Source organism: Microcoleus sp. AT9b-C3 (genome assembly GCF_036705485.1).
Lineage (GTDB): Bacteria > Cyanobacteriota > Cyanobacteriia > Cyanobacteriales > Microcoleaceae > Microcoleus.
The window spans coordinates 126,919-146,907 of record NZ_JAUBUR010000005.1 but is presented as its reverse complement, the minus strand read 5'-3'; the positions used below and the strand labels follow the sequence as shown (position 1 = coordinate 146,907).

Here is a 19,989-nt window from a genome sequence, read left to right as displayed (position 1 = left end):
AACAATCTATTCGGGCGATGAAATCCAGTAAATCAGGCGATAACAGCCACTTTTACCTTTTTGAATATTGCTATTCTTAAGCCGCACTTTCATAACGATAGAGCCAATACCAGGGATTTGATCTCCCAGAAACTCTCCTAATTGCAACTGCTCAAAAATAGAAAGAATATCGGCTTGGACTTGGCGATATTTCTTTACTAGGGTTCTCAGTTTGCGCTGAAACTCAGGGGTCAACCGAATTTCTACCAAAGGCGTGTCAGTCAACGTCGATGCCCTCCCAAAGTTCCGAAAGGGGTAGAGTTTGTCCGGTTACAGCTTGTCGCCAGGATGTGCGAAAGCTTTCTTCTGAAAAATCTGTGTCTCCTTCGGGCGTGATTTGGTTTTCTAGAGAATGGGTTTGTTGAATGATTGTGGATAGTGTTTTTAGGAGTTCAAGCTGCTCTGTGAATGAAAGTGACCGAGCCAGATTGATGGTTTGTTGAAGTTGCGATGTCATGGTGTATCCTCCATCTTTAATTTTTCATTTTGCATTTTTAAGCGTGAGCCACCATTCCAACCTACTGCAAATCTCAGAATTGACTAAACGTTACTCTAAGTTTATCAAAATTTCTAAAAAAGGGAGAAATTCTCTCCCCTTCTCCTCTGCGCCTTTACGATTCGTTCCCTACCTCATCTCATATCCAAACAAATTAGGATCGACTTCTCCCAAATTCAAATCGGCCAAACCGTACTCAGCCCAACGCCTTTCTACCATCGCCGCCACATCAGGATCGGACTCCAAAACTTCCCCCCACTCGTGATCGGTTTCCGGCGGCATCTTCGTAGTAGCATCAATCCCCATTCTGCCTCCCAAACCAATCTTTTCACTGGCAAAATCTAACGTATCAAAAGGCGTATTCGGCAAAATAAATACGTCTCGAACCGGGTCAACTTTAGAACTAATTGCCCACACTACTTGACGCGGGTCGCGAATGTTGATACTTTTATCGACAACAATCACAAACTTAGTGTAAGTAAACTGCGGTAATGCACTCCAAAATGCTAAAGCAGCCCTGCGCGCTTGACCGGGATATGCTTTATCAATCGAGATAATTGCAGCTTTATAACTGAGGGCTTCCATCGGTAAGAAGAAATCGACAATTTCCGATACTTGCTGCCTCAAAATAGGCGTATAAATACGGTTAAGCGCGATCGCCATCATTGCTTCTTCTTTCGGCGGCCGCCCGCTAAACGTAGTTAGATAAATCGGGTCTTTCCGGTGCGTCATGCAGTTGAATCGAACCAGCGGCGAATCTTCCACGCCGCCGTAATAACCCATGTGATCGCCGAAGGGCCCGTCTGGCAAAACTTCGCCGGGGGTAATCGTTCCTTCTAACACGATTTCCGAGTCCGCCGGTACTTCCAAATCTACGGTTTTGCACTTGGCCAATTGCACGCCGGAACCGCCGTAAAGTCCGGCAAATAACCATTCCGATAAATCTACAGGAATTGGGGTTGCTGCGGCGAGAATAATCAGGGGATCTACTCCAAGGGCGATCGCAACTTCCAACTTTTTACCAGCCTGCGCCGCTTTCCGCAAGTGCCGTGCCCCGCCTCGCACCGATAACCAGTGTACAGTCATCGTGTTTTTTGACTGCAACTGCAACCGATAAACGCCCACATTCGGCGTACCGGTTTCGCAATCTTTGGTAATTACCAAACCCAGGGTGATAATTTTGCCCGCATCTCCCGGATAAGGGCGAATCATCGGGATTTTGTTCAAATCCAGCCCTTCTCCCTCAATTACCACTTGCTGACAAGCTGGGAAAAAGTCGCGGCCGGGTTTGGCTTTCACTACGTCAAACAGCACTTTGCCGAATTCTATGGCTTGGGAAATCTTTTTTGGGGGTTTTGGCTGTTGCAGCATTCCCAGTTTTTTGCCGAGCTCTTCTAGTTCGATCGGCTTTTCCATGTTCATCGCCCAGCAAACGCGCTCTTCTGTACCCAACAGGTTGATTGCGACGGGGAATTCTGCCCCTTTGACGTTCTCAAACAGCAGTCCAGGGCCGCCTTTTTGCAGCATTTGGTTGGAAATTTCGGCAATTTCGAGGTCGGAATCGACTAAAGCGCTAATCCGGCGCAGTTGTCCCCGTTCTTCGAGTAGTTTTAGGAATCCCCGCAAGTCTCTAGCCATTTTTTTTTAAGAATTGTTAACGTTCTTTTGTTATTATGAGCCGATCGACTGCCACAAGTTACTCCTGAACCGCTCAAAAGATACGTATTTAACGAACCGCGAAGACGCCAAGGGCGCGAAGGAAGACAAAGGTAATGCCTTGTTGGGTTCCAGAGGAGGCTGCAATAATAGTTACATGAAATGTCCTCGATGCGAATCTGACGAAGTTCGTAAAAACGGCCGTCCCAACGGTCATCAGCGGTATCTTTGCAAAGCTTGCCGCAAACAATTTTTTGATGCCGCCGGCCCGGACTCTTTAAATCGCAAATGCACCGAAACACGCTTAAGCGAAGTTATCCCGAAGGAAATGGCCCCTGCAACCACCACAGAGTCAGGCGGGATTGCGATTTTGCTGTTAGATGCCGAAAATCTGAAACTTAAGGTTAATACAGAACAATTCTTAGCCGATTTGTGCGACTATCCCCTGCAAGTTAAAATTGCTTTTGCTAACTGGAAAAATCCGAGTACAGGGAAGTTGGATGCTGAACTTTACGATCGCGGTTACGAACTGATTCACGTTCCGGGCGGTGCTAATAGTGCTGATGGTAAGATGATTGCTTTTGGCGCTGCTATTTTATATCGATATCGGGATGTGCGACAAGTTTTTGTCTGTTCTTCGGATGGTTTGTTAAATCATCTTTGCAATCAGTTGCAAAATCAGGGGTTGACTGTGTTTCGCGTGCGACGGCAAAATTCGGTTTTGTCTGTAGAAAATTCTCTGACTGGTGATACTAATCACTATTCTTGTCAGAGAGAAATGGAAATCCCTAGTTTTGAAGAATTGGCTAATCAAGTTGCAGAGTTGTTGAAGGCTGAACACAAATCTATTGATGAGCGAATCGCTCGTTTTTCTAGTGTGGCTGAGCTCTTTCAAGAGCGCCGTAATGTTGCATTCAATTCTACAATTTCCCATGCAGCAACACTGTTGGAGTCAGTACCAAACCGAGTTACCCCGATGCTTGAACCATCTTTGGCGACCGTTGCTGTTCCTCCCAATATTGCGGAGCAAAATTTGCCAAAAATAGTACCTGCTGTCAATTCAAATGCTATTGAGTCGCTAGATGTTTTAAAAAATCTACTTGTAGAAATAATTGAATTGGCACAAAATGAGTGGAAAGAGGATGCTATTCCTGTAACAAGAATTAAGAAAGTTTTTTTTGCTAAATATCACTCTCATGCTGATTTAATTGTAAAAACTTTTTTGGGTAATAGTTCTAGTTTAATCAAATTTTTGCAGTCGCAATCAGCTACTTTTAAAATAAAATTAATCGGTACAGAACATCAAGTGGAACTCGTTCAAAAACCCTCCGATTCAAAAAATGAATTATCTGCCGCCCTCGAAGCATGGGTAGAAAAAATTGTACTGGCATTAACTGCTGAATCTCCAGGTAGTTACATTCCAATTCCCCAGGTAGCCGGCGAATTTAAAAAGCAATACGGTCAACCAATTACTAAAAAGCTGAAATCGCTGCATTTGGACACCAAATTTGCAGATTTTTTGCAGGACTGCAAAAAATTTAAAGTTAAGAAAAACGGTAAAATTTATCATGTGGCGATCGCACTTCCCTAGCTTTTTTATAAATACGGCCCTACCTGCGCTGTAAATCGCCCAGCCGTGCGAAATTAGCCGAGTGCGATCGGACAAATCATTTTTTACCAGAAAGAATTGGTTTAAAGCCCCAAGCATAAGTGGGAGAAATTAAAAGAAGACTATTCATTACTCCAATCCTCGGACTTCCAGGTAGAGGTCGCCCTCTTGCGGTCAACTGTCAAGCGGTCAACTGTCAACTGAATGAAGGCGATCGCCAATTTCGAGCGTCAATCATACGCGCAATAACTCCAATAGAACTCGCTGCAGCTAACCCTCAACAACTTAATCTAATGTTAACTATAATTTAAAACAAGCTTAGTGTTATTGCACCCATTTCTTAATAATTAAAAGTTTAATCTAAAATTAACCATAATTTAAAACAAGCTTATTCTTTCCTATGTCTTTAGTTAGGGATTTTCGTCTATCCTATGTAGGATTCCCAAAGCCTGCTATCAATAATATTGAGGACGACAATTATGACTTTCTTCACAGCACGTTGGCGGCGTGCTTTTATAGTTACGCTAGCGGTAGCAGCATTTTCGCTCTCGTTGATTACTTCTGCTGTAGCTGCTGTCACACTAAACGGTTCGGGAGCCACTTTCCCCAAACCTCTTTACGATCGCTACTTCTCTCAGATGAGAAGTGCAAATCAAATTACTGTAAACTACGAAGGAACCGGCAGCGGTGCTGGTATCAAAGCATTAATTTCAGGCACTGTTGACTTCGCAGGCAGCGACGCGCTGATGACTGCTGCACAAATAGCCGAAGTAAAGCGCGGCGTCATGGCGGTTCCGACTGCTGGCGGCGCTGTTGCAGTTGTTTACAACTTGCCCGGAGTGACTAATCTGAGGCTAAATAATGATGCGATGAAAGGCATCTTTGAAGGCAAAATTACCCGCTGGAACGATGCTAAAATAGCGGGAATTTCTGGACAAGCTAAAAACTTGCCCAATACTCCAATTCGAGTAGCTGTACGCGCAGACAGCAGCGGTACAACCTTTATTTTTGCTAACCACTTGCAGGCGATCGGCAGCAGCGTCAAAGCAGCGGCTCAGCCGAGTTGGCCAGGAAGCCCTGTCAGCGGTCAAGGAAACCCCGGCGTAGCTGCTTTGGTGAAAAATACAGCGGGTGCGATCGGCTACGTTCAAGATACTTATGCTCGGCAAAACAATCTCCAAACAGCGTTTATTCAAAATAAAGCTGGCCGGTTTGTAGATCCTAGCTTGGCTGAAGCAGAGAAAGCTTTAGCAGGGGAAACATTCCCCGCAGATTTCCGCTTAGTAGAAGGAAATCCTAACGATGGTTATCCGATTGTTGGCTTGACTTGGCTGTTAATCTACAAACAGTATCCTGCTGCGAAAGCAGAGGCTATTAAAAAGATGGTTAATTGGGTGATGACTACAGGCCAAGGTATCAACAAACAGCTAGAGTATACTACAATTCCTTCAGCTACAGCTCAAAAGGTGGTTCAAACAGTTAATCAGAGTGTGGTTGCCAGAGGTTAATTTTGGCGATCGCATGAGGTTATGAGTTGACGAGTTAAATGTATGACTCAAAACTCATAAATTATCGGGTTAATGTGCGCTAAATTTACTGTGTAAGGTGCGCACTGCGCACCCTACCAACCATGTGTGCAGGGCGCACCCAGCCATTTGACTAACTAGCATTTGAAGCCAATAATTCGCTTTTTACGCAAGAATTTCGGTATGGCCAATCCTTCCAAGAAAAGTAAAAAAGTGACTCGGAAATCGGCAGAAATAAACACAGCATTAGACTTGACAGATACTTCGGGCGAAGGTTTATGGATCGAGTCAGGATTTACACTGTTTGTATGGGCTTTTGCCTTAGCGACAGCAGGCACGCTGTTCTGGATGAGTGCGGTAATTTTTAAAGATGCTTGGCCAGCTATTAGCAATTTTGGACTCTCCTTCTTGTGGAATCCCAAGTGGGATATCGGCGAGTTGCAGTTTGGGGCTTTGCCGTTTATTTACGGTACTGTAATTAGTTCTGCGATCGGCATAATCATCGCACTTCCTTTAGGGCTGTCAGTAGCTATAGTTACGAGCGAGAACTTCTTACCCGCTTGGGTGCGATCGCCCTTGGGATTCATGGTTGAATTAATCTCGGCTATTCCCAGCGTAATAGTTGGCCTTTGGGGAATATTTGTTTTGATTCCCTTTTTGTTGCCCTTGCAGCAGTCATTGTTCGATAATTTCAGTTGGTTTCCCTTGTTCAGCAGCGAACCTTTAGGCCCCGGAATGCTGCCTGCAGGAATACTGTTATCAATTATGATTTTGCCAACAGTAGCCGCCATAAGCCGCGATGTATTGATGTCAGTTCCAGTTGATTTGCGAAGTGCTTCCATGTCCCTCGGTGCCACCCGCTGGGAAACAATATTTAAGCTGTTATTACCAGCAGCTAGTTCAGGAATTATAGGCGCTACAATCTTGGCTTTGGGACGCGCTTTAGGCGAAACAATGGCCGTCACAATGGTGATTGGCAACTCGATTCAAATCAACCAATCCCTGCTAGCTCCCAGCTACTCAATTCCTGCGGTTTTGGCAAGTCAATTTCGGGAAGCTCTCGAACCACTGCACATCGGCGCTTTGATGTATTTAGCCTTGATTCTATTTGTCATCACTTTGTTGGTGAATGCAGTGGCAGTATTGCTGGTTAAGCTAATGGGCGTTAAGGGAGCTAAAAATAAAAAATGACTCAAGCACAAAAATCAAACAGTATTCTGGATGCAGAAATCTACAACCCCCTGTCACTGAGCAGAAATTTGTTCAGTCGTGGAATGACACTTATTGCCTTCGTTCTCACAGCTCTTGCCGTGCTACCTTTGTTAGCTATTTTGTACAAAATATTGGGGGAAGGACTTACACATTTGAGCTGGGAAGTGCTAGTATCTTTGCCCGCACCCGTCGGAGTTGAAGACCAGCCCAACGGCTTTGCCAATGCGATTATCGGCACTGGTTTAATGGTGGGAATTGCGACATTAATCAGCGTGCCTATCGGCGTAATGACCGGAATATTTTTGTCTGAGTTTGGTAGAGAAAACAAAGCGATGGCTAATAGTATTCGCTTTATCACCGTCATTCTCAGCAGCGTTCCCTCCATCGTAGTTGGCGTCTTTTCCTACGCCCTAATTGTCGTTACCACCAAAGCATTTTCATCATTAGCAGGCGGTTTTGCCCTCGGCATCATCATGCTTCCAGTTGTTGCTCTGACAACAGAACAAGCATTAAAATTAGTGCCTACTTCTTACCGTCTCGCTTCTGCTGGTTTGGGAGGCGGACGCTTTCAAACTATGTTTCGCATTATTATTCCCTCAGCACTTCCAACTATTACCACAGGTATTTTACTCGCTGCTTCCCGGGCAGCCGGCGAAACCGCACCCCTGATTGTAACGGCGTTGTCGAGTCAATTTTGGCCTCCTTTAGTTGATAAATTGGGCGAGATAATGCAGTCCCCCATAGGTGCAGAAACCCTTTCAAAACTCAAAGAAATTCCCGAAACACTGCTGACTCCGACTCCTTCTATGTCGGTATTAATATATAGCTACGCCAGCTCTCCTTACAAGGAGCAGAACGAATTGGCGTGGACTGCTGCCTCTGTCCTTTTGGGCATGGTTTTGATTGCTAGCGTCGCATCCCGTACAGTAACTCGGAAACGCTTGCAAAACCGATAAATCAATAACTAAAGTGCATCTCTCAGTCAAATATTAACAATATAACCAGCCAATAATGAAACCTAAAGCTAACTTGAACTCCGAAAACTATACAGCTCAATTCCTAGACGATGCCACCCCGGAAATAGACCCCAATGCAATGCCAGCACTGCGGGTTCACGACTTGAGTTTTTATTACGGAACTCACAAAGTATTAGAAAATTTATCGATGAATATCCCTCACCCGCAAATTACGGCGATTATTGGTCCTTCAGGTTGTGGCAAATCTACCTTTCTCAAAGCTCTCAACCGGATTGGTGAATTGGAGGGAAAAGTTAAAATTAAAGGAAGAGTAGAGTTTTTTGGACAGGATATTTACAGCCCGAAAGTAAACATTAATAGTTTGCGGCGCCAAATTGGGATGGTGTTTCAAAGACCAAATCCGTTTCCACTGAGCATCTACGATAATATTGCTTACGGCGTGAGGATTTTTGGTCGCAAAAGCAAAGCAGAATTAGATGAAATTGTGGAATCTGCCCTTAAAAGTGCGGCGCTTTGGAATGAAGTCAAAGACGATTTGAATAAATCGGCTCAGGGGATTTCGGGGGGACAGCAGCAGCGACTTTGTATTGCTCGCGCTTTAGCTGTGAAGCCAAAAATTTTGCTGATGGATGAACCTTGTTCTGCTTTAGATCCGATTTCAACGATGAAGATTGAGGAGTTATTTCAGACTCTACGCCAGCAGTTAACTGTTGTGATTGTGACGCACAATATGCAGCAGGCTGCTCGTGTTTCTGATTACACGGCTTTCTTTAATACTGATGAAAGTCGCATCGGCCACATGGTGGAATTTGGGCCTACCAGTAAGATTTTTACTTCTGCGGGCAATTCGAGTACGAGAGATTACATTCAAGGCCGTTTCGGTTAATACTAGGGTTCTTTCCTTTCTATTAGTCGCTATATTATGACAGGGGCTTAAGTCCCTGTCTCACAGTTAAAGTCCTCTTAAGAAAACTAGGAAATAGTAATAGTATTTGAGTTATATCAAATCCGTTAGCATCGGAATTATTCATCTCTCTCTGTTCTCTTCCTCTGCGTACTCTGCGTACTCTGCGGTTTAATCATTCATTCCAATGCAAGCAGAATTGATATTAGTGTTAACTCAGATTGGGCAACATTCTCAAGAAGTATTGCAGTCCTCCTAGCTGGGGACTTGATTTTTGAGGCGGGGGTTTAAACCCCTGCCCGAATTATTGCAAATATTGCTAGATCTAACCTAATATCAGTATGGCACTGAACAGAAAACCGCTATATTTATGTCTTCACCGCTTCTTAAGCGAGAGTTAGGTGTTTTCGGCGCAACTCTCATGGGCTTGGGTTCAATCGTCGGTACCGGAGTATTTGTGAGTATCGGAATAGCTGCGCAAGTTGCTGGCCCGGGAGTGATTTTAGCTGTATGTATTGCGGCTTTAGTGGCTGTTTGCAATGGCCTTAACAGCGCTCAATTAGCGGCAAATCATCCTGTTAGCGGCGGTACTTATGAATATGGGTACAAATATCTCAATCCTTGGCTGGGTTTCACGGCAGGCTGGATGTTTCTGTTGGCGAAAACGGCTTCTGCTGCTACTGCTGCTTTAGGTTTTGCGGGGTATTTTTTAAATGCAGTTGGTGTAGCCGATCGCACTTACCTGATCCTAACAGCTTTAGGATCCCTCGCCACCCTCACTTTAATTGTATTGACGGGAATTAGGCGATCGAATATTGCCAATACTGCCATAGTCTCAGTTACACTTCTATCCTTAGCGCTGTTTGTGGCTGTCGGTTTGCCAGAGGTAAGGTGGGAAATGGCCACCGTACAGAATGATAGCTCGATCGGCTCCATCCTCCAGGCCACCGCCCTGATGTTTGTCGCTTATAGCGGTTACGCCCGCATCGCCACAATGAGCGAAGAAGTGAGGGAACCGAGGGAAACCATTCCCAAAGCCATAATTTTCACTTTGGTGTTGACAATGCTGCTTTACGTGGGGGTAGCAGTAGTTGTCGCGGGCGCGGGGGGAGCCGATAAATTGTCTTTACAACCAGGCGGCACGACTGCACCCCTGGAAGTCATCGCCCGCAGTTTCCCAATTCCAGGAGTTTCGCAACTGCTAGCCGTCGGTGCAATTACCGCTATGTTGGGAGTCTTGCTGAACTTAATTTTAGGGCTGTCGCGCATCTGGCTGGCGATGGGGCGGCGCTTGGATATGCCGAGAGTCTTGGCGCGGCTTAATCCTTCGGGGACAACTCCCTACGTGGCTGTGGTGGTTGTGGAAGTTACGATCGCACTTTTAATCCTCGTCGGCGATGTCAAAACCACTTGGTCATTTAGCGCTTTTAGCGTTTTGATATATTACGCTATCACCAACCTCGCCGCGCTGCAACTTTCCCCCGCCGAAAGGCTTTATCCGCAGTGGTTGGCTTGGTTGGGTTTGGGGAATTGTCTGTTTTTGGCTTTCTGGGTGGAGAGGGAAATTTGGCTGACAGGATTGGCATTAATTGCCGTCGGTTTAATTTGGCGGGCGATCGTCCGACTCCCGGCGAGAAACTAGAAGTGTGATAAATTGAAACAGCATCCCGCATTGTAGAGGGTCATGCCCGATCGAACTCCCGAGCTTGCGACTCAAGAATCTCTCGCATTCAGCGTCATCAGTCGCTATATAGCTCAAACCCTAATTACCATTCAGCAACAGCATCCCGAATGGATAACTGAAAAATATAGGAAAACCCCCTGGGCTAAACCTGATTTTCAGTCAGTTTTGATTGGAAAATTGACAAAAAGTTTCACTGTAGCCAGCGATACAGATTCCCTGCTGCTGACTGCAAAAAAATACCTACAAATTCTGCTGGTTCCAGAATTCGTTAATTCACCTCAATTCAGCAAATTATTTGCCAAAATTCAGCAGCTAGCCCAATCTGAAACAGCACCCGCTAAATCACAAAACTCAGTTTCGTCCAAACCTTCCACTCTCACCAATCAAACAAATTCTCTTTCTATCGGCATTGCTATCTTGCTGCTAGATGTCGAAAACTTGCAACTCAACATCGAAACCGAAAAATTTTTAGAGGGAATTTGCCACTATCCCATCCAAATCAAAGTTGCCTTTGCCAACTGGCGCAGCATGGGCAAAAAAGATGCCGAATTTCACCAGCGTGGCTATCAACTAATCCACGTCCCCCCCGGCAAAGACAGTGCCGACTTAAAAATGGCTACAGTCGGCGCATCGATTTTCGTACATTATCCCACAGCCAAAGAGATTTTTGTCTGTTCGTCCGATCGCGCCCTGACTCACCTCAGCAATACACTGCAAGCCCACGGATTAACCGTATTTCAAGTCCGCAAACAAGTAGATAAAATCATAGTTTTAAACAGCAAAACCGGACAAATGGAAACCCATTCTCTTGTAACCATACCGGAAATTACACCCCTAGAACAATTAGTTATTCAGCTAAAAGAATTAATCAAAAAAGAGCAAAAACGCACCTCAACTCAGTGGATCAAACTTTCTACTGTTTCAGCTTTATTTAGGGAAAATTACGGCTTAGTCCTCAATCAAGTTGTCGCCCATCATTTACTCGGCACTAAAACTAGGGATATCTTTCTCAAATATCCCACCGATTTTGTCCTCCACAAACCATCAGAAACTTCTCAAACTTATGTCACTCTTTTTGAAGTAAGATTATCGCCCCCGCCGCCAATACTTAGCCAAGAAATTATCAATAACCACCAGACAGCACCTGCGACTTTGACAGATATTAATTCTCTGGAAGACTTGGAAAGAGCTCTTGTCAAAATCGTTGGCGACTTAACAGACAACTCTCCCGAAAATTCTGTATTTCTCTCCAATGTAGGTAGCGAATTTCACAGACAATACGGCAAACAAATTACCCAAATAATTAAAGATTTTAATCTCGGTAGGAAATTTACTAAATTTTTGCAATCCTGCGCTTCTCTCCAGCTAAAAAAAGCCGAAAAAGGCTGGCAAGTTTCCCTCAATTAATTAAAAATTAAAATATATAAACCTCCCCATTACTAGCAACTTGAGTTATCATACAATCGGAACGTCAAGAAATGTAAAGGGATATGCAGGACAAAGTTGTGGTTGTGGTGGGTGCGACTGGCGGCATCGGTTCAGCGGTGGCCCGTCAACTCGCTGATGCGGGTGCAAGGCTAGTGCTCGCCGCCAGAGACAGCAGTAAATTAGACGCTTTAGCGAGCGAACTTTCGGCAACAGAGGTACTGTGCGTACCCACAGATATCACCAATTTGCAGCAAGTCGAGACGCTGATGCAGACAACTGTGGAACATTTCGGACAAATTGATGCTCTCGTAAACGCCGCCGGTGCCGGAATTCTCAAGCAGTGGAACAAGTTAGAACCTGCGGATTTAGATGCAATGCTTGACTTGAACTTGAAAGGCAGTTTTTACACATCTCAAGCAGCGGCGAATGTAATGAAAGAGCGCAAATCCGGCCACATTTGCAATGTCATCGGAATTTTGGGCAAGCATTCGATGGCGATGGGAACGGCTTATTGCGCTTCAAAGTTTGGGGTAGTTGGTTTCAGCAAGTGCATGGCAGATGAACTGCGACGCTACGGCATTAAGTTTACGCTATTCTATTTTGGCGGGGTGGATTCTCCGTTTTGGGATAATGTGAGTTTGAAGGTAGACAGGTCAAAAATGCTGAGTACCGACACTGCTGCAAAGGCGATTATGTTTGCTCTTTCGGCTGACCCGCAAGCTGTGCCGATGGAGATTAATATTCAGCCGGAAAGTCATTTGTTCTTTTAGCGATTGAGGAGTGATTTGAAGGCAGAACGCAGCGGAAGCTGAAGGCAAGAAAAATTATGATATTTTTAGGTTTGAGAACTTGTACAGCAGTTAATTATGTATGGTGCATAAACTTGCGCACCTTACCCCTATAAATAGCATATCAAACCATTTTTTTGCCTTAGCCCTATTGGTGAAAGCCCAGCGGTCAAACCTAAGTTATCTCAGACACGGGGTTTCTTTTAAGTGCTTACTTATTTCTGCCTTCAGAGGGAGCTAGGATATTCAATCTTTAGGTTATTATTAAGTGGGCGCGCAATAAAAAGTATGAAAAATATCCATTACTCAGTCTGTACCTTGGAATTTCGCCTTGAAAATCAGCAGATTTTCCCTTTTTCAGTTTCCATTTTCAATTATTGATTATGGAGTTCGATCGCATTCAATTTTACGTTGAAAACGCTAAAGTATCCCGCGACTGGTTTGTCAGCCAGTTAGGCTTTCAATTCATAGCAGGTTACGCCAACAGCCACACTCACACTGAAGTTGTCAGCAGCGGCAATGTATGTTTTGTTTTATCTTCGCCCCTGACACCCGCGAGTCCCGCTGCTAGTTGGTTGAAGTTTCATCCTCCAGGGATTTCCGATGTGGGTTTTCGGGTAAAAAATATTGAATTAGCGCTAGCTAGAGCGGCGGCAGAAGGCGCTAAAATCCTGGAACCGATTCAAGAAGACCTAAACGCAGGAGGCTATTTTAAGCGGGCAAAAATTTCGGGCTGGGGAGATTTAAGCCATACGCTGGTTGAGCAAATTGGCAGCCATTCACTGCTATCGGCTTCGGATAAGCGGCCGTTGTTTACCCGGATTGACCACGTAGTATTAAATGTTGAATCGGGCGATTTGTCAAGTGCTGTGAGTTGGTATCAAAAAATATTAGGTTTTCAACCGCAGCAAAATTTTGACATTCAGACTGAGAAATCGGCTTTGCGGAGCCAAGTTATGGTGCACGCTGAAGGTGGGGTGCAATTCCCGATTAATGAACCGGCATCAGCTAATTCTCAAATTCAAGAGTTTTTAAGTGCAAACCGAGGGCCGGGAATTCAGCACATGGCTTTGCAAACTAATAATATTGTGGGTGTTGTTGCCGATTTGCGATCGTGCGGTTTGCCTTTTCTGCCGGTTCCTCCAACATACTATTCGGAATTGCAGCAGCGACAAAACTATTTGCCCGCCGATTGGCAAGCAATTGCAGCTTGTCAAGTTTTGGCAGATTGGCAAGAAGATACTCCCGCAGCAATGCTGCTGCAAATCTTTACCCAGCCAATTTTTGCAGAACCGACTTTCTTTTTCGAGATTATTGAGCGCCGAGTTAGTGTAGTTAACGGCAAACAGGTGCAAGCTGGAGGTTTTGGCGCGGGGAATTTTCGAGCTTTGTTTGAGGCGATAGAACGGGAACAGATGAAGAGGGGAAGTTTGATCGATGATTGACAAAACTTCCAGTTTTTAAGTCATACAGGCGTGTTAATCAGCACTGCGATATCTTTCCACCCGTAGGCAATTTCTTTGAGTGCAACTCCTGCTCTACTTGTTTGCTGTTCGTCTACTTTTTCACCTCCTAAGAACTCATAAAACCTATAGGCTGAATTGTCTCCTAGTACCCAAACTAGCATCGAGTTCAAACTTAATTCTGCCAATTTTGTGGCAACTTTTCTCACGAGTTGCCGTCCGATTCCTTGACGCTGATATTCCTCCAAAATATAAATGGCAAATAATTCTCCTTTATATACATATTTGCCGGTGCGCTCGCAACCACCGGCAGCAAAACCTACAATTTCTCCCGATTCATTCTCAGCAACGCATACAAAAACTCCAGTATTTTTGACGTTGACCAGGATTTCTTGCCAAGTGCTTTCTCGCTTTTCATAGGATAACTGTGCGAGGTAATCTGCTGGTATAATTTCCCGGTAAGCTGTCCGCCAAGTATCTAGATTAACTCGTGCGATTGCAGGTGCGTCAGCGATTTTAGCTTCTCTCACAATCATCAGAAAATACTCCTTGCGGCTCCTGAAATTCTATTTTTAAGTCTAGGCCAACTATACGATCGCGTCCTTCTAGTTTAGCTCGATACAGCGCTCGATCGGCCTGTCCAATTAACTCCTCAATCGATAAACCAGCAGCAGGTACAGTAGTAGCGATCCCCATACTGAGAGTTATAAACTTACTTACCTTGGAAGCAGCATGAAAAATTTCCGCTGCTTTCAAATCGCTGCGAATTGCTTCAGCTACCCGCATTGCTCGTTGCACATCAGTTCGCGACAAAATTACCGCAAATTCTTCGCCGCCGTAGCGGGCGGCTAAATCTCCTGCCCGCTGAGCCTTGCTAGCTAAAATCTCGGCTACTTGTTTTAAACATTCGTCGCCTCCTTGATGACCGTAACGATCGTTGTAAAGTTTGAAAAAATCGATATCGCACAAAATTAAAGACAGCGACTCTTTTTCTCGCTCCATCAACTGCCATTCTAACTCCAATTTTTTGTCAAAACAGCGGCGGTTGGGAATTTGAGTCAATCCATCCACCGAAGCCAGGCGCTGCAATTCCATATTAGCTGCTTGTAATTCTAATTTGGCTTGTTCTAAAGCTAAATTTTGCCGAGCTAATTCTTCACTTTGCCGTTTTTCTTCTTCGTACAAAAATCGGATTGAAGCTTCAGCTTCTTGCAATTCTTGCTCTGCATATTTGCGTTTGACAAATTCTCCTAATTGAGAACTTACAACAGCTATTATCTGAAGTAAATCTTGATCGGGCTGCAGCTCTTCCCGGCAAAAAAAAGTCATTACTCCTACAACTTGGCTCCTAGCGTGAATGGGGAAACCGAATCCCGATCGCAGTCCCGCTTCCTCGGCCAAGCGCGATCGCACGAAATTGCGATCGGCCACAAGATCAGTAATCCACTGCGTAGAACCGCTTCTGGAAACCGCCCCCGGCAAACCCTCACCCGCAGCCAAAGTAATCTGCCGATCGTTTTCGGCAAACTCCCTAACTTCCTCCGCTGCCTGCCAAACTGCCACCCGCCGCCAACAAGGAGTTTCCTCGATCGGACAGCAAAGCGGCAGGCACCAAAGCGGATCTTTTTCAGATTTTATTTCCTCACCCAATCTAGTTTCTTTCTCCACCTCTGCAGGCGTCCAAAGTTCGCCAAAATCCCACCCAAAACTTTGGCAAATAGCTTGCAAAACTCTCGGAGTTGCGCTATCTAGAGAAGTTGATTCTGACAGGATATGAGTAACAGCATACTGTGCTTCTTGACACTTTTTTATGCGTTGTTGCTTGGTAATGTCTTTACCTATATAAACAAAATCTTGTATGACCTCGCTATCTCCATCCTTGCTTCCTAGGGTGGTCTCGAAAGTAGAGCATGAAAACGCAACAATCAGCTTTACACCTATTTTCGTTTGGCAAGCTACTTTTACTTGAGGCCAATATTCGCTTTTAAGTGCAGGAGGTAGCTGGCTGACTTTGCGTAACAATTCCTCCTCAGCCGTAATCATGGATATGGATTGGCCGATTAATTCCGATTCGGTATATCCAAATAATTGCTGTGCAGCTTGATTCACTTTTTTGATTTGGCCAGATGTTCCTGTTACGAACAAAACATCCCCTAGGGAATTAATAATTTTGTCAATATAATCGCCAGCCGCAGCTAAGTTATCGCCTTTAATACTGTTTTCCTTGACAGAATGAACCCTTTTTTTCTGAGCTGCAATGCTATCGGTCACATCTTCGCATAAAATAATCAATCTGTCAGCATTGGCTTCTTCATGATAACCAAAAATGTACAAATTTAGATACAAATAAGATCCGTCTTTGAGAGTTCGGGTAATTGCTTTTAACTGAAAGTCTTGCTCTCGTTCTTCAATAATCCCTTCAAGGATTTCTTCACTTCCGATCAGTTCGGGAAAACTATCGCGCACATCTTTTCCTTCGCCTACTTCCTCATGAATGTAGGCAAAATCTTGCACTTTCAAAGATATTTCTTGAATTTTAAGTTCCCGATCGACTGTGAGGTATTCAATCCTGCGTAAGGATAACAGCTTATAAAGAAGAATATTAATACTTCTGGCGCTGCTCTCTACAGTTAATGTTGGAACCATCTCGTTATTGTAGAGCATCTCTCTCAAAGGTTAGCCGATAAAGTTAGTTGTTGTTTGGCTGCGATTTATCAGGGAAATTTTTATACTGGCGGATGTCATCACCTGTTACCGCTGGCTAATTTATGCAAACAGTACACTTTGGATTCTCCAAGCAGTTTTTTGCTTATTTGAAAAATCTGGCCAAATATTAATTGAACCAATTTTTTTTGAGAAAACGCAGTCAAAATCAGCCTCGATTGAGGTGGAGATATATGAACAATATGTAGCGGTTTACACTATTTGTGTGGCACATTTTAATTTTAAATTCCCCGATATGGCTGACAACCGCTAAAGTTGAGGAACATCACAGTTTAATTCAAATGTTTGCTTTAATTAGCACCATTCCTATAGACCTTACCTCCCCTGGGTATTTGTGTCAATTTTTGTAAACAAAGTGTTACCTTTAAGTGATATAGTATCGAAGAATTTGTATAAAAGCTTAAAAATACTCTGCTAAATGCTGAGACTTATTACCGACTTTGACGGCCCGATTATGGACGTGTCCGATCGCTACTACCGAGTTTACCAGTATTGTCTCGCCGAGACTAAGCGTTGGGACCAACCAGTGCGCGAACTCCCCAAAGCCGAGTTTTGGGACATGAAGCGGGCGCGGGTTCCCGAAACCGAAATTGGCATTCTCTCAGGATTAGACGCAGATCAAGCCCGCGATTTTGCCCAGAAACGCCGTCAAACCGTCCACACGCTACCCTACATGATTTACGATCGACCAGTGCCCAGCGTTCTGGAAACGCTCGAAAAGGTGCAGCGCGCTGGAGTAGACTTAGCGGTGATGACCATGCGCCGCGTTAGGGAACTAGATGAAGCCTTCAACCGCTGCAATTTAGGGCAATTTTTCCCAGAAAACCGCCGCTATTGCCTCCCCAACGATTACGTTAAAACCGGGGATGTCAAAGATAAGCCGCTGTTGATGGCAAGAGCTCTCGCCGAACTGCCGCCGGCTTCTGACACTTGGATGGTTGGCGATACGGAGGCGGACATTGTAGCAGCAAAAACGCACGGTGTCAAGGTAATTGGTGTTTTGTGCGGAATTCGCGATCGCACCCAACTAGAAATGCACCAACCGGATTTAATTGCCAACAATTTGAGCGAAGCAGTTGAGATTATTTTAGATAGTCACTTGTCAGTTGACAGTTGACATTTGGCAGTGGTTAATTATTGTTATTGGTTAATTGTTATTGGTTGGTTCGTAGGTTTTAGGTGTTAGTAGTTAGTTGATTGTTACCAATTACCAATTACTAATTACCAATTAACAATTACCAATAACTAATGACTGTTGATGGTTGACTAATGATTGATGACTGTTGACAACTGACAACTGACAACTGTCAACTGTCAACTGTCAACTGACAACTGACTATCGCAGAAAACCGCTGACCAGCCACAGAATTAAAAACGTAAACAAAGCGATAAATTTCTCTGTTGTTATAAATGCCGGACTGACCAAAGAACCCAAAAAGCCTCCCAGCAACAAGCCTATAACCAAGCCAGCCACAGTCAGCAGCACTGCCCGACCAAATTTTTGTTCCTTGCGATTAACAAAATAAAGACAAGAGCCGACCCCAAGAGCCAGAGTCAACTGTAGTAAACCATCATTAGCCGCCGGATAAATACTCAGTCCGCCTAACCCCACATACACCCCAGCCGGCCACAAAATGTCCGATTTACTAGGAGTATCGATTAGCCGCTGCAACCAAGCTGGGCTGCCACTAGGAGGAGACGGAGTAAAGCTTGGAGGTGGCGGAGTCAGCCGTTCGGGAAAGCGAATGCGTTCGGGTACTTTAATTTTACCTTCCTGTCGCTGCCGCAGGCGATCCATGAGGATCGCGTCGTAAGCTGCTTCGATCAATTCCAAACGTTTCTTGTCACCGCTGTACTGCTCACCTAGGCGCGTGCGGGCCTCTTGCACTTCATCAAAGGAAGCATCTTCATCGACTTCAAGCAGTTGATAGGGAGTTGGCTCACTCATGGTAATAACCCGCTGAAGACTCTCGTTATAGAGTAATCTTAACAAGAGAGGAAAGCGGGGCGGGGGCTTGGGCCGCTTTCCCAAAAGTTTTGCTGCTAGTTTTTGGTGGTTTAAAACAGGAACCAGCAAACCTTACGAAAATAGAAACTAGAAGGCATTTGGCATTCGTAAATAAAAAATAATGAATCCAAAGATTTTTATTTTTATCTTGGCCGTCTAAAATTTTACCTTCTGCCAAATGCCCTCAGAAGGGACTTGTCCCGCAGGCACTCACAATTCCCGACCACTGGACTTTTTTAAGTCGATCGCGGCGGTACGAAAAAAAGTGAGCCGAGTCAGAATAAGTACAGAAAGGAGCGATCGCCACTTGAGAAACATCGATTCCCAACTGCTGCAATTGCAAAGCATTGCAGAGGCGAACATCCAAGCGTACTTTTCCCGGTTCTGGATCGGCTAAGACAGGCGTTTCCGGCAGTTGGTGCAAAAACTCTAGAATGCCGTCTGCTGTCGCACTAACGGCACTCTTAGGAGCAATGGTGGCTCCCAGTTCCGCTGCTACTTCCACAGATACCTGGTAAACCTCTCCAGCGATCGCCGGCCCCATAGCAATCTTCAGATTTTCTAGTTGACTGCCTTGTGCCACAAGTTGAGCGATCGCCTCTGGTAATATCTTAGCAGCAGTCCCGCGCCAACCCGCGTGAACTGCTGCAACCAGTCCCGTGCGATCGTCAGCAATCAGAACCGGCACGCAGTCAGCCGAGCAAACCCACAGCGCCTGCAATTCTCGATCGGCAACCAAGCCATCAGCCTCAGCATAGCTTGGGGCAGCGGTTTCCGGGCCCGGAGCCACAACCGGGGACAACTCACTCGTTTTGAGTACCACATTGCCGTGTACCTGTTGGAGTCGGTAAACCTTAGCTCCCGGTTCGAGAACTTCCGTCAGATCGATCGGCCCCTGGGGCGAGAAATCGCGAGTAAAAAAGCCGTGATACCAGCGAGAAAGCAAGCTGCAAGTCAGATAGGGCAAGCCTTCATAACTCTGCCAGTCCCAACTGATACCGTCAGGTACTCCGGCGCATACAGAGTCAGTAAAATTTGTCAAGCGATCGCCAGCTACAGTCATGAAACGTATCCTTACCCAAGCGCATCATTTAGCTTGTATTCTAAACAATCAAAAATTTTGTCCGCGAAGTTTAAAGGCAGGGGCAGGTTTCAGGAAAAAATCGCGATGAGTAGGCGGTTTTAGAACAACTCACGCCCCGAGCACCATTCTCTCTCGCGCAGGCTTTCGGGCCCGTTCCGCGAAGAGTAGATTTTATTGTGGGGTGGGCAACAGAGCCCGCCCTGAAAAGATTATTGAGAATGGTGCAATATTTCAGGACGACCGACTGCGCCGAAATTTTGCAGAACCACAAAAATATAGGCAACTAATTAACATAGACGAACGCCAAAGCGCTATCATCAGTGTGGCCGTCACAGACTTCTAGGCAAGTGCCATCGGGATCAAAAAAACCGGATATCGATCGCGAGTGAAT

The 19,989-nt window shown here is 45.1% G+C and carries 17 protein-coding genes; 10 read left to right on the top strand and 7 right to left on the bottom strand.

Annotation, left to right across the window (positions count from 1 at the left end; all coding sequences use genetic code 11):
• Positions 1 to 6: 6 nt before the first annotated feature.
• The 3 genes from QUB77_RS06950 to QUB77_RS06940 all read right to left on the bottom strand — a co-directional run bounded on the left by QUB77_RS06950 (position 7) and on the right by QUB77_RS06940 (position 2,173).
• Entirely contained in the window at positions 7 to 264 is a 258-nt protein-coding gene (locus QUB77_RS06950; protein WP_333174593.1) for a type II toxin-antitoxin system RelE/ParE family toxin, read from the bottom strand.
• Complete coding sequence (locus QUB77_RS06945) at positions 257 to 496, bottom strand: hypothetical protein (protein WP_333174595.1); 240 nt, start codon at positions 494 to 496, stop codon at positions 257 to 259. Before QUB77_RS06945 ends, QUB77_RS06950 begins: the two co-directional genes overlap by 8 nt.
• A 168-nt stretch (positions 497 to 664) precedes the next feature.
• Positions 665 to 2,173 carry a UbiD family decarboxylase gene (locus QUB77_RS06940; protein ID WP_333174597.1) on the bottom strand — a complete coding sequence of 503 codons (1,509 nt, stop codon included), beginning with the start codon at positions 2,171 to 2,173 and terminating at the stop codon, positions 665 to 667.
• Between the two features lie 13 nt (positions 2,174 to 2,186).
• Here QUB77_RS06940 and QUB77_RS06935 point away from each other — a divergent pair, with 13 nt between their 5' ends.
• From QUB77_RS06935 to hppD, 9 genes are all read left to right on the top strand, one after another.
• Positions 2,187 to 3,782: an IS1/IS1595 family N-terminal zinc-binding domain-containing protein gene (locus tag QUB77_RS06935; protein ID WP_333174600.1), complete on the top strand. Its 1,596-nt coding sequence runs from the start codon at positions 2,187 to 2,189 to the stop codon at positions 3,780 to 3,782.
• A 497-nt stretch (positions 3,783 to 4,279) separates the two neighbouring features.
• Positions 4,280 to 5,308 (top strand): phosphate ABC transporter substrate-binding protein PstS, encoded by a 1,029-nt coding sequence (gene pstS / locus QUB77_RS06930; RefSeq protein WP_333174603.1) that lies wholly within the window; start codon positions 4,280 to 4,282, stop codon positions 5,306 to 5,308.
• 201 nt (positions 5,309 to 5,509) lie between these two features.
• Positions 5,510 to 6,517, top strand: coding sequence for a phosphate ABC transporter permease subunit PstC (gene pstC / locus QUB77_RS06925; RefSeq protein WP_333174606.1), 1,008 nt, complete (start codon positions 5,510 to 5,512; stop codon positions 6,515 to 6,517).
• Complete coding sequence (gene pstA / locus QUB77_RS06920) at positions 6,514 to 7,494, top strand: phosphate ABC transporter permease PstA (protein ID WP_333174609.1); 981 nt, start codon at positions 6,514 to 6,516, stop codon at positions 7,492 to 7,494. Before pstC ends, pstA begins: the two co-directional genes overlap by 4 nt.
• A gap of 55 nt (positions 7,495 to 7,549) precedes the next feature.
• On the top strand, positions 7,550 to 8,401 hold the full coding sequence (pstB, locus tag QUB77_RS06915) for a phosphate ABC transporter ATP-binding protein PstB (protein ID WP_333174611.1): 852 nt from the start codon (positions 7,550 to 7,552) through the stop codon (positions 8,399 to 8,401).
• A gap of 388 nt (positions 8,402 to 8,789) precedes the next feature.
• Positions 8,790 to 10,061, top strand: a complete 1,272-nt coding sequence (locus QUB77_RS06910) for an APC family permease (protein ID WP_333174614.1) — start codon at positions 8,790 to 8,792, stop codon at positions 10,059 to 10,061.
• 42 nt (positions 10,062 to 10,103) lie between these two features.
• Positions 10,104 to 11,510 (top strand): NYN domain-containing protein, encoded by a 1,407-nt coding sequence (locus QUB77_RS06905; RefSeq protein WP_333174616.1) that lies wholly within the window; start codon positions 10,104 to 10,106, stop codon positions 11,508 to 11,510.
• A gap of 83 nt (positions 11,511 to 11,593) precedes the next feature.
• Positions 11,594 to 12,301 (top strand): SDR family oxidoreductase, encoded by a 708-nt coding sequence (locus QUB77_RS06900; protein WP_333174618.1) that lies wholly within the window; start codon positions 11,594 to 11,596, stop codon positions 12,299 to 12,301.
• A 401-nt stretch (positions 12,302 to 12,702) separates the two neighbouring features.
• Entirely contained in the window at positions 12,703 to 13,764 is a 1,062-nt protein-coding gene (gene hppD, locus QUB77_RS06895; RefSeq protein WP_333174619.1) for a 4-hydroxyphenylpyruvate dioxygenase, read from the top strand.
• Positions 13,765 to 13,784: 20 nt separating this feature from the next.
• Here the strand turns inward: hppD and QUB77_RS06890 are convergent, their stop codons facing one another.
• Positions 13,785 to 14,318 carry a GNAT family N-acetyltransferase gene (locus QUB77_RS06890; protein ID WP_333174622.1) on the bottom strand — a complete coding sequence of 178 codons (534 nt, stop codon included), beginning with the start codon at positions 14,316 to 14,318 and terminating at the stop codon, positions 13,785 to 13,787.
• Positions 14,299 to 16,428: a diguanylate cyclase domain-containing protein gene (locus QUB77_RS06885; RefSeq protein WP_333174624.1), complete on the bottom strand. Its 2,130-nt coding sequence runs from the start codon at positions 16,426 to 16,428 to the stop codon at positions 14,299 to 14,301. The genes QUB77_RS06890 and QUB77_RS06885 overlap by 20 nt, the downstream gene beginning before the upstream one ends.
• Before the next feature lie 496 nt (positions 16,429 to 16,924).
• Between QUB77_RS06885 and QUB77_RS06880 the strand changes: the two genes are divergently transcribed.
• The gene (locus tag QUB77_RS06880; RefSeq protein ID WP_333174626.1) at positions 16,925 to 17,623 is read left to right on the top strand and encodes an HAD family hydrolase; all 699 of its coding nucleotides are present in this window, start codon (positions 16,925 to 16,927) and stop codon (positions 17,621 to 17,623) included.
• 219 nt (positions 17,624 to 17,842) lie between these two features.
• On the opposite strand, the gene QUB77_RS06875 is transcribed toward QUB77_RS06880, so the two are convergent.
• Both QUB77_RS06875 and pgeF read right to left on the bottom strand, forming a co-directional pair.
• The gene (locus tag QUB77_RS06875) at positions 17,843 to 18,454 is read right to left on the bottom strand and encodes a CPP1-like family protein (RefSeq protein ID WP_333067066.1); all 612 of its coding nucleotides are present in this window, start codon (positions 18,452 to 18,454) and stop codon (positions 17,843 to 17,845) included.
• A 244-nt stretch (positions 18,455 to 18,698) separates the two neighbouring features.
• Entirely contained in the window at positions 18,699 to 19,577 is an 879-nt protein-coding gene (pgeF, locus tag QUB77_RS06870) for a peptidoglycan editing factor PgeF (RefSeq protein ID WP_333174629.1), read from the bottom strand.
• Between the last annotated feature and the right edge of the window lie 412 nt (positions 19,578 to 19,989).

Coding starts and splice junctions, on each gene's coding strand:
- QUB77_RS06945 (WP_333174595.1), bottom strand. CDS start 496: ATGACATCGCAACTTCAACAAACCATCAATCTGGCTCGGTCACTTTCA.
- QUB77_RS06940 (WP_333174597.1), bottom strand. CDS start 2,173: ATGGCTAGAGACTTGCGGGGATTCCTAAAACTACTCGAAGAACGGGGA.
- pstS (WP_333174603.1), top strand. CDS start 4,280: ATGACTTTCTTCACAGCACGTTGGCGGCGTGCTTTTATAGTTACGCTA.
- pstC (WP_333174606.1), top strand. CDS start 5,510: ATGGCCAATCCTTCCAAGAAAAGTAAAAAAGTGACTCGGAAATCGGCA.
- pstA (WP_333174609.1), top strand. CDS start 6,514: ATGACTCAAGCACAAAAATCAAACAGTATTCTGGATGCAGAAATCTAC.
- pstB (WP_333174611.1), top strand. CDS start 7,550: ATGAAACCTAAAGCTAACTTGAACTCCGAAAACTATACAGCTCAATTC.
- QUB77_RS06910 (WP_333174614.1), top strand. CDS start 8,790: ATGTCTTCACCGCTTCTTAAGCGAGAGTTAGGTGTTTTCGGCGCAACT.
- QUB77_RS06905 (WP_333174616.1), top strand. CDS start 10,104: ATGCCCGATCGAACTCCCGAGCTTGCGACTCAAGAATCTCTCGCATTC.
- QUB77_RS06900 (WP_333174618.1), top strand. CDS start 11,594: ATGCAGGACAAAGTTGTGGTTGTGGTGGGTGCGACTGGCGGCATCGGT.
- hppD (WP_333174619.1), top strand. CDS start 12,703: ATGGAGTTCGATCGCATTCAATTTTACGTTGAAAACGCTAAAGTATCC.
- QUB77_RS06890 (WP_333174622.1), bottom strand. CDS start 14,318: ATGATTGTGAGAGAAGCTAAAATCGCTGACGCACCTGCAATCGCACGA.
- QUB77_RS06885 (WP_333174624.1), bottom strand. CDS start 16,428: ATGGTTCCAACATTAACTGTAGAGAGCAGCGCCAGAAGTATTAATATT.
- QUB77_RS06880 (WP_333174626.1), top strand. CDS start 16,925: ATGCTGAGACTTATTACCGACTTTGACGGCCCGATTATGGACGTGTCC.
- QUB77_RS06875 (WP_333067066.1), bottom strand. CDS start 18,454: ATGAGTGAGCCAACTCCCTATCAACTGCTTGAAGTCGATGAAGATGCT.
- pgeF (WP_333174629.1), bottom strand. CDS start 19,577: ATGACTGTAGCTGGCGATCGCTTGACAAATTTTACTGACTCTGTATGC.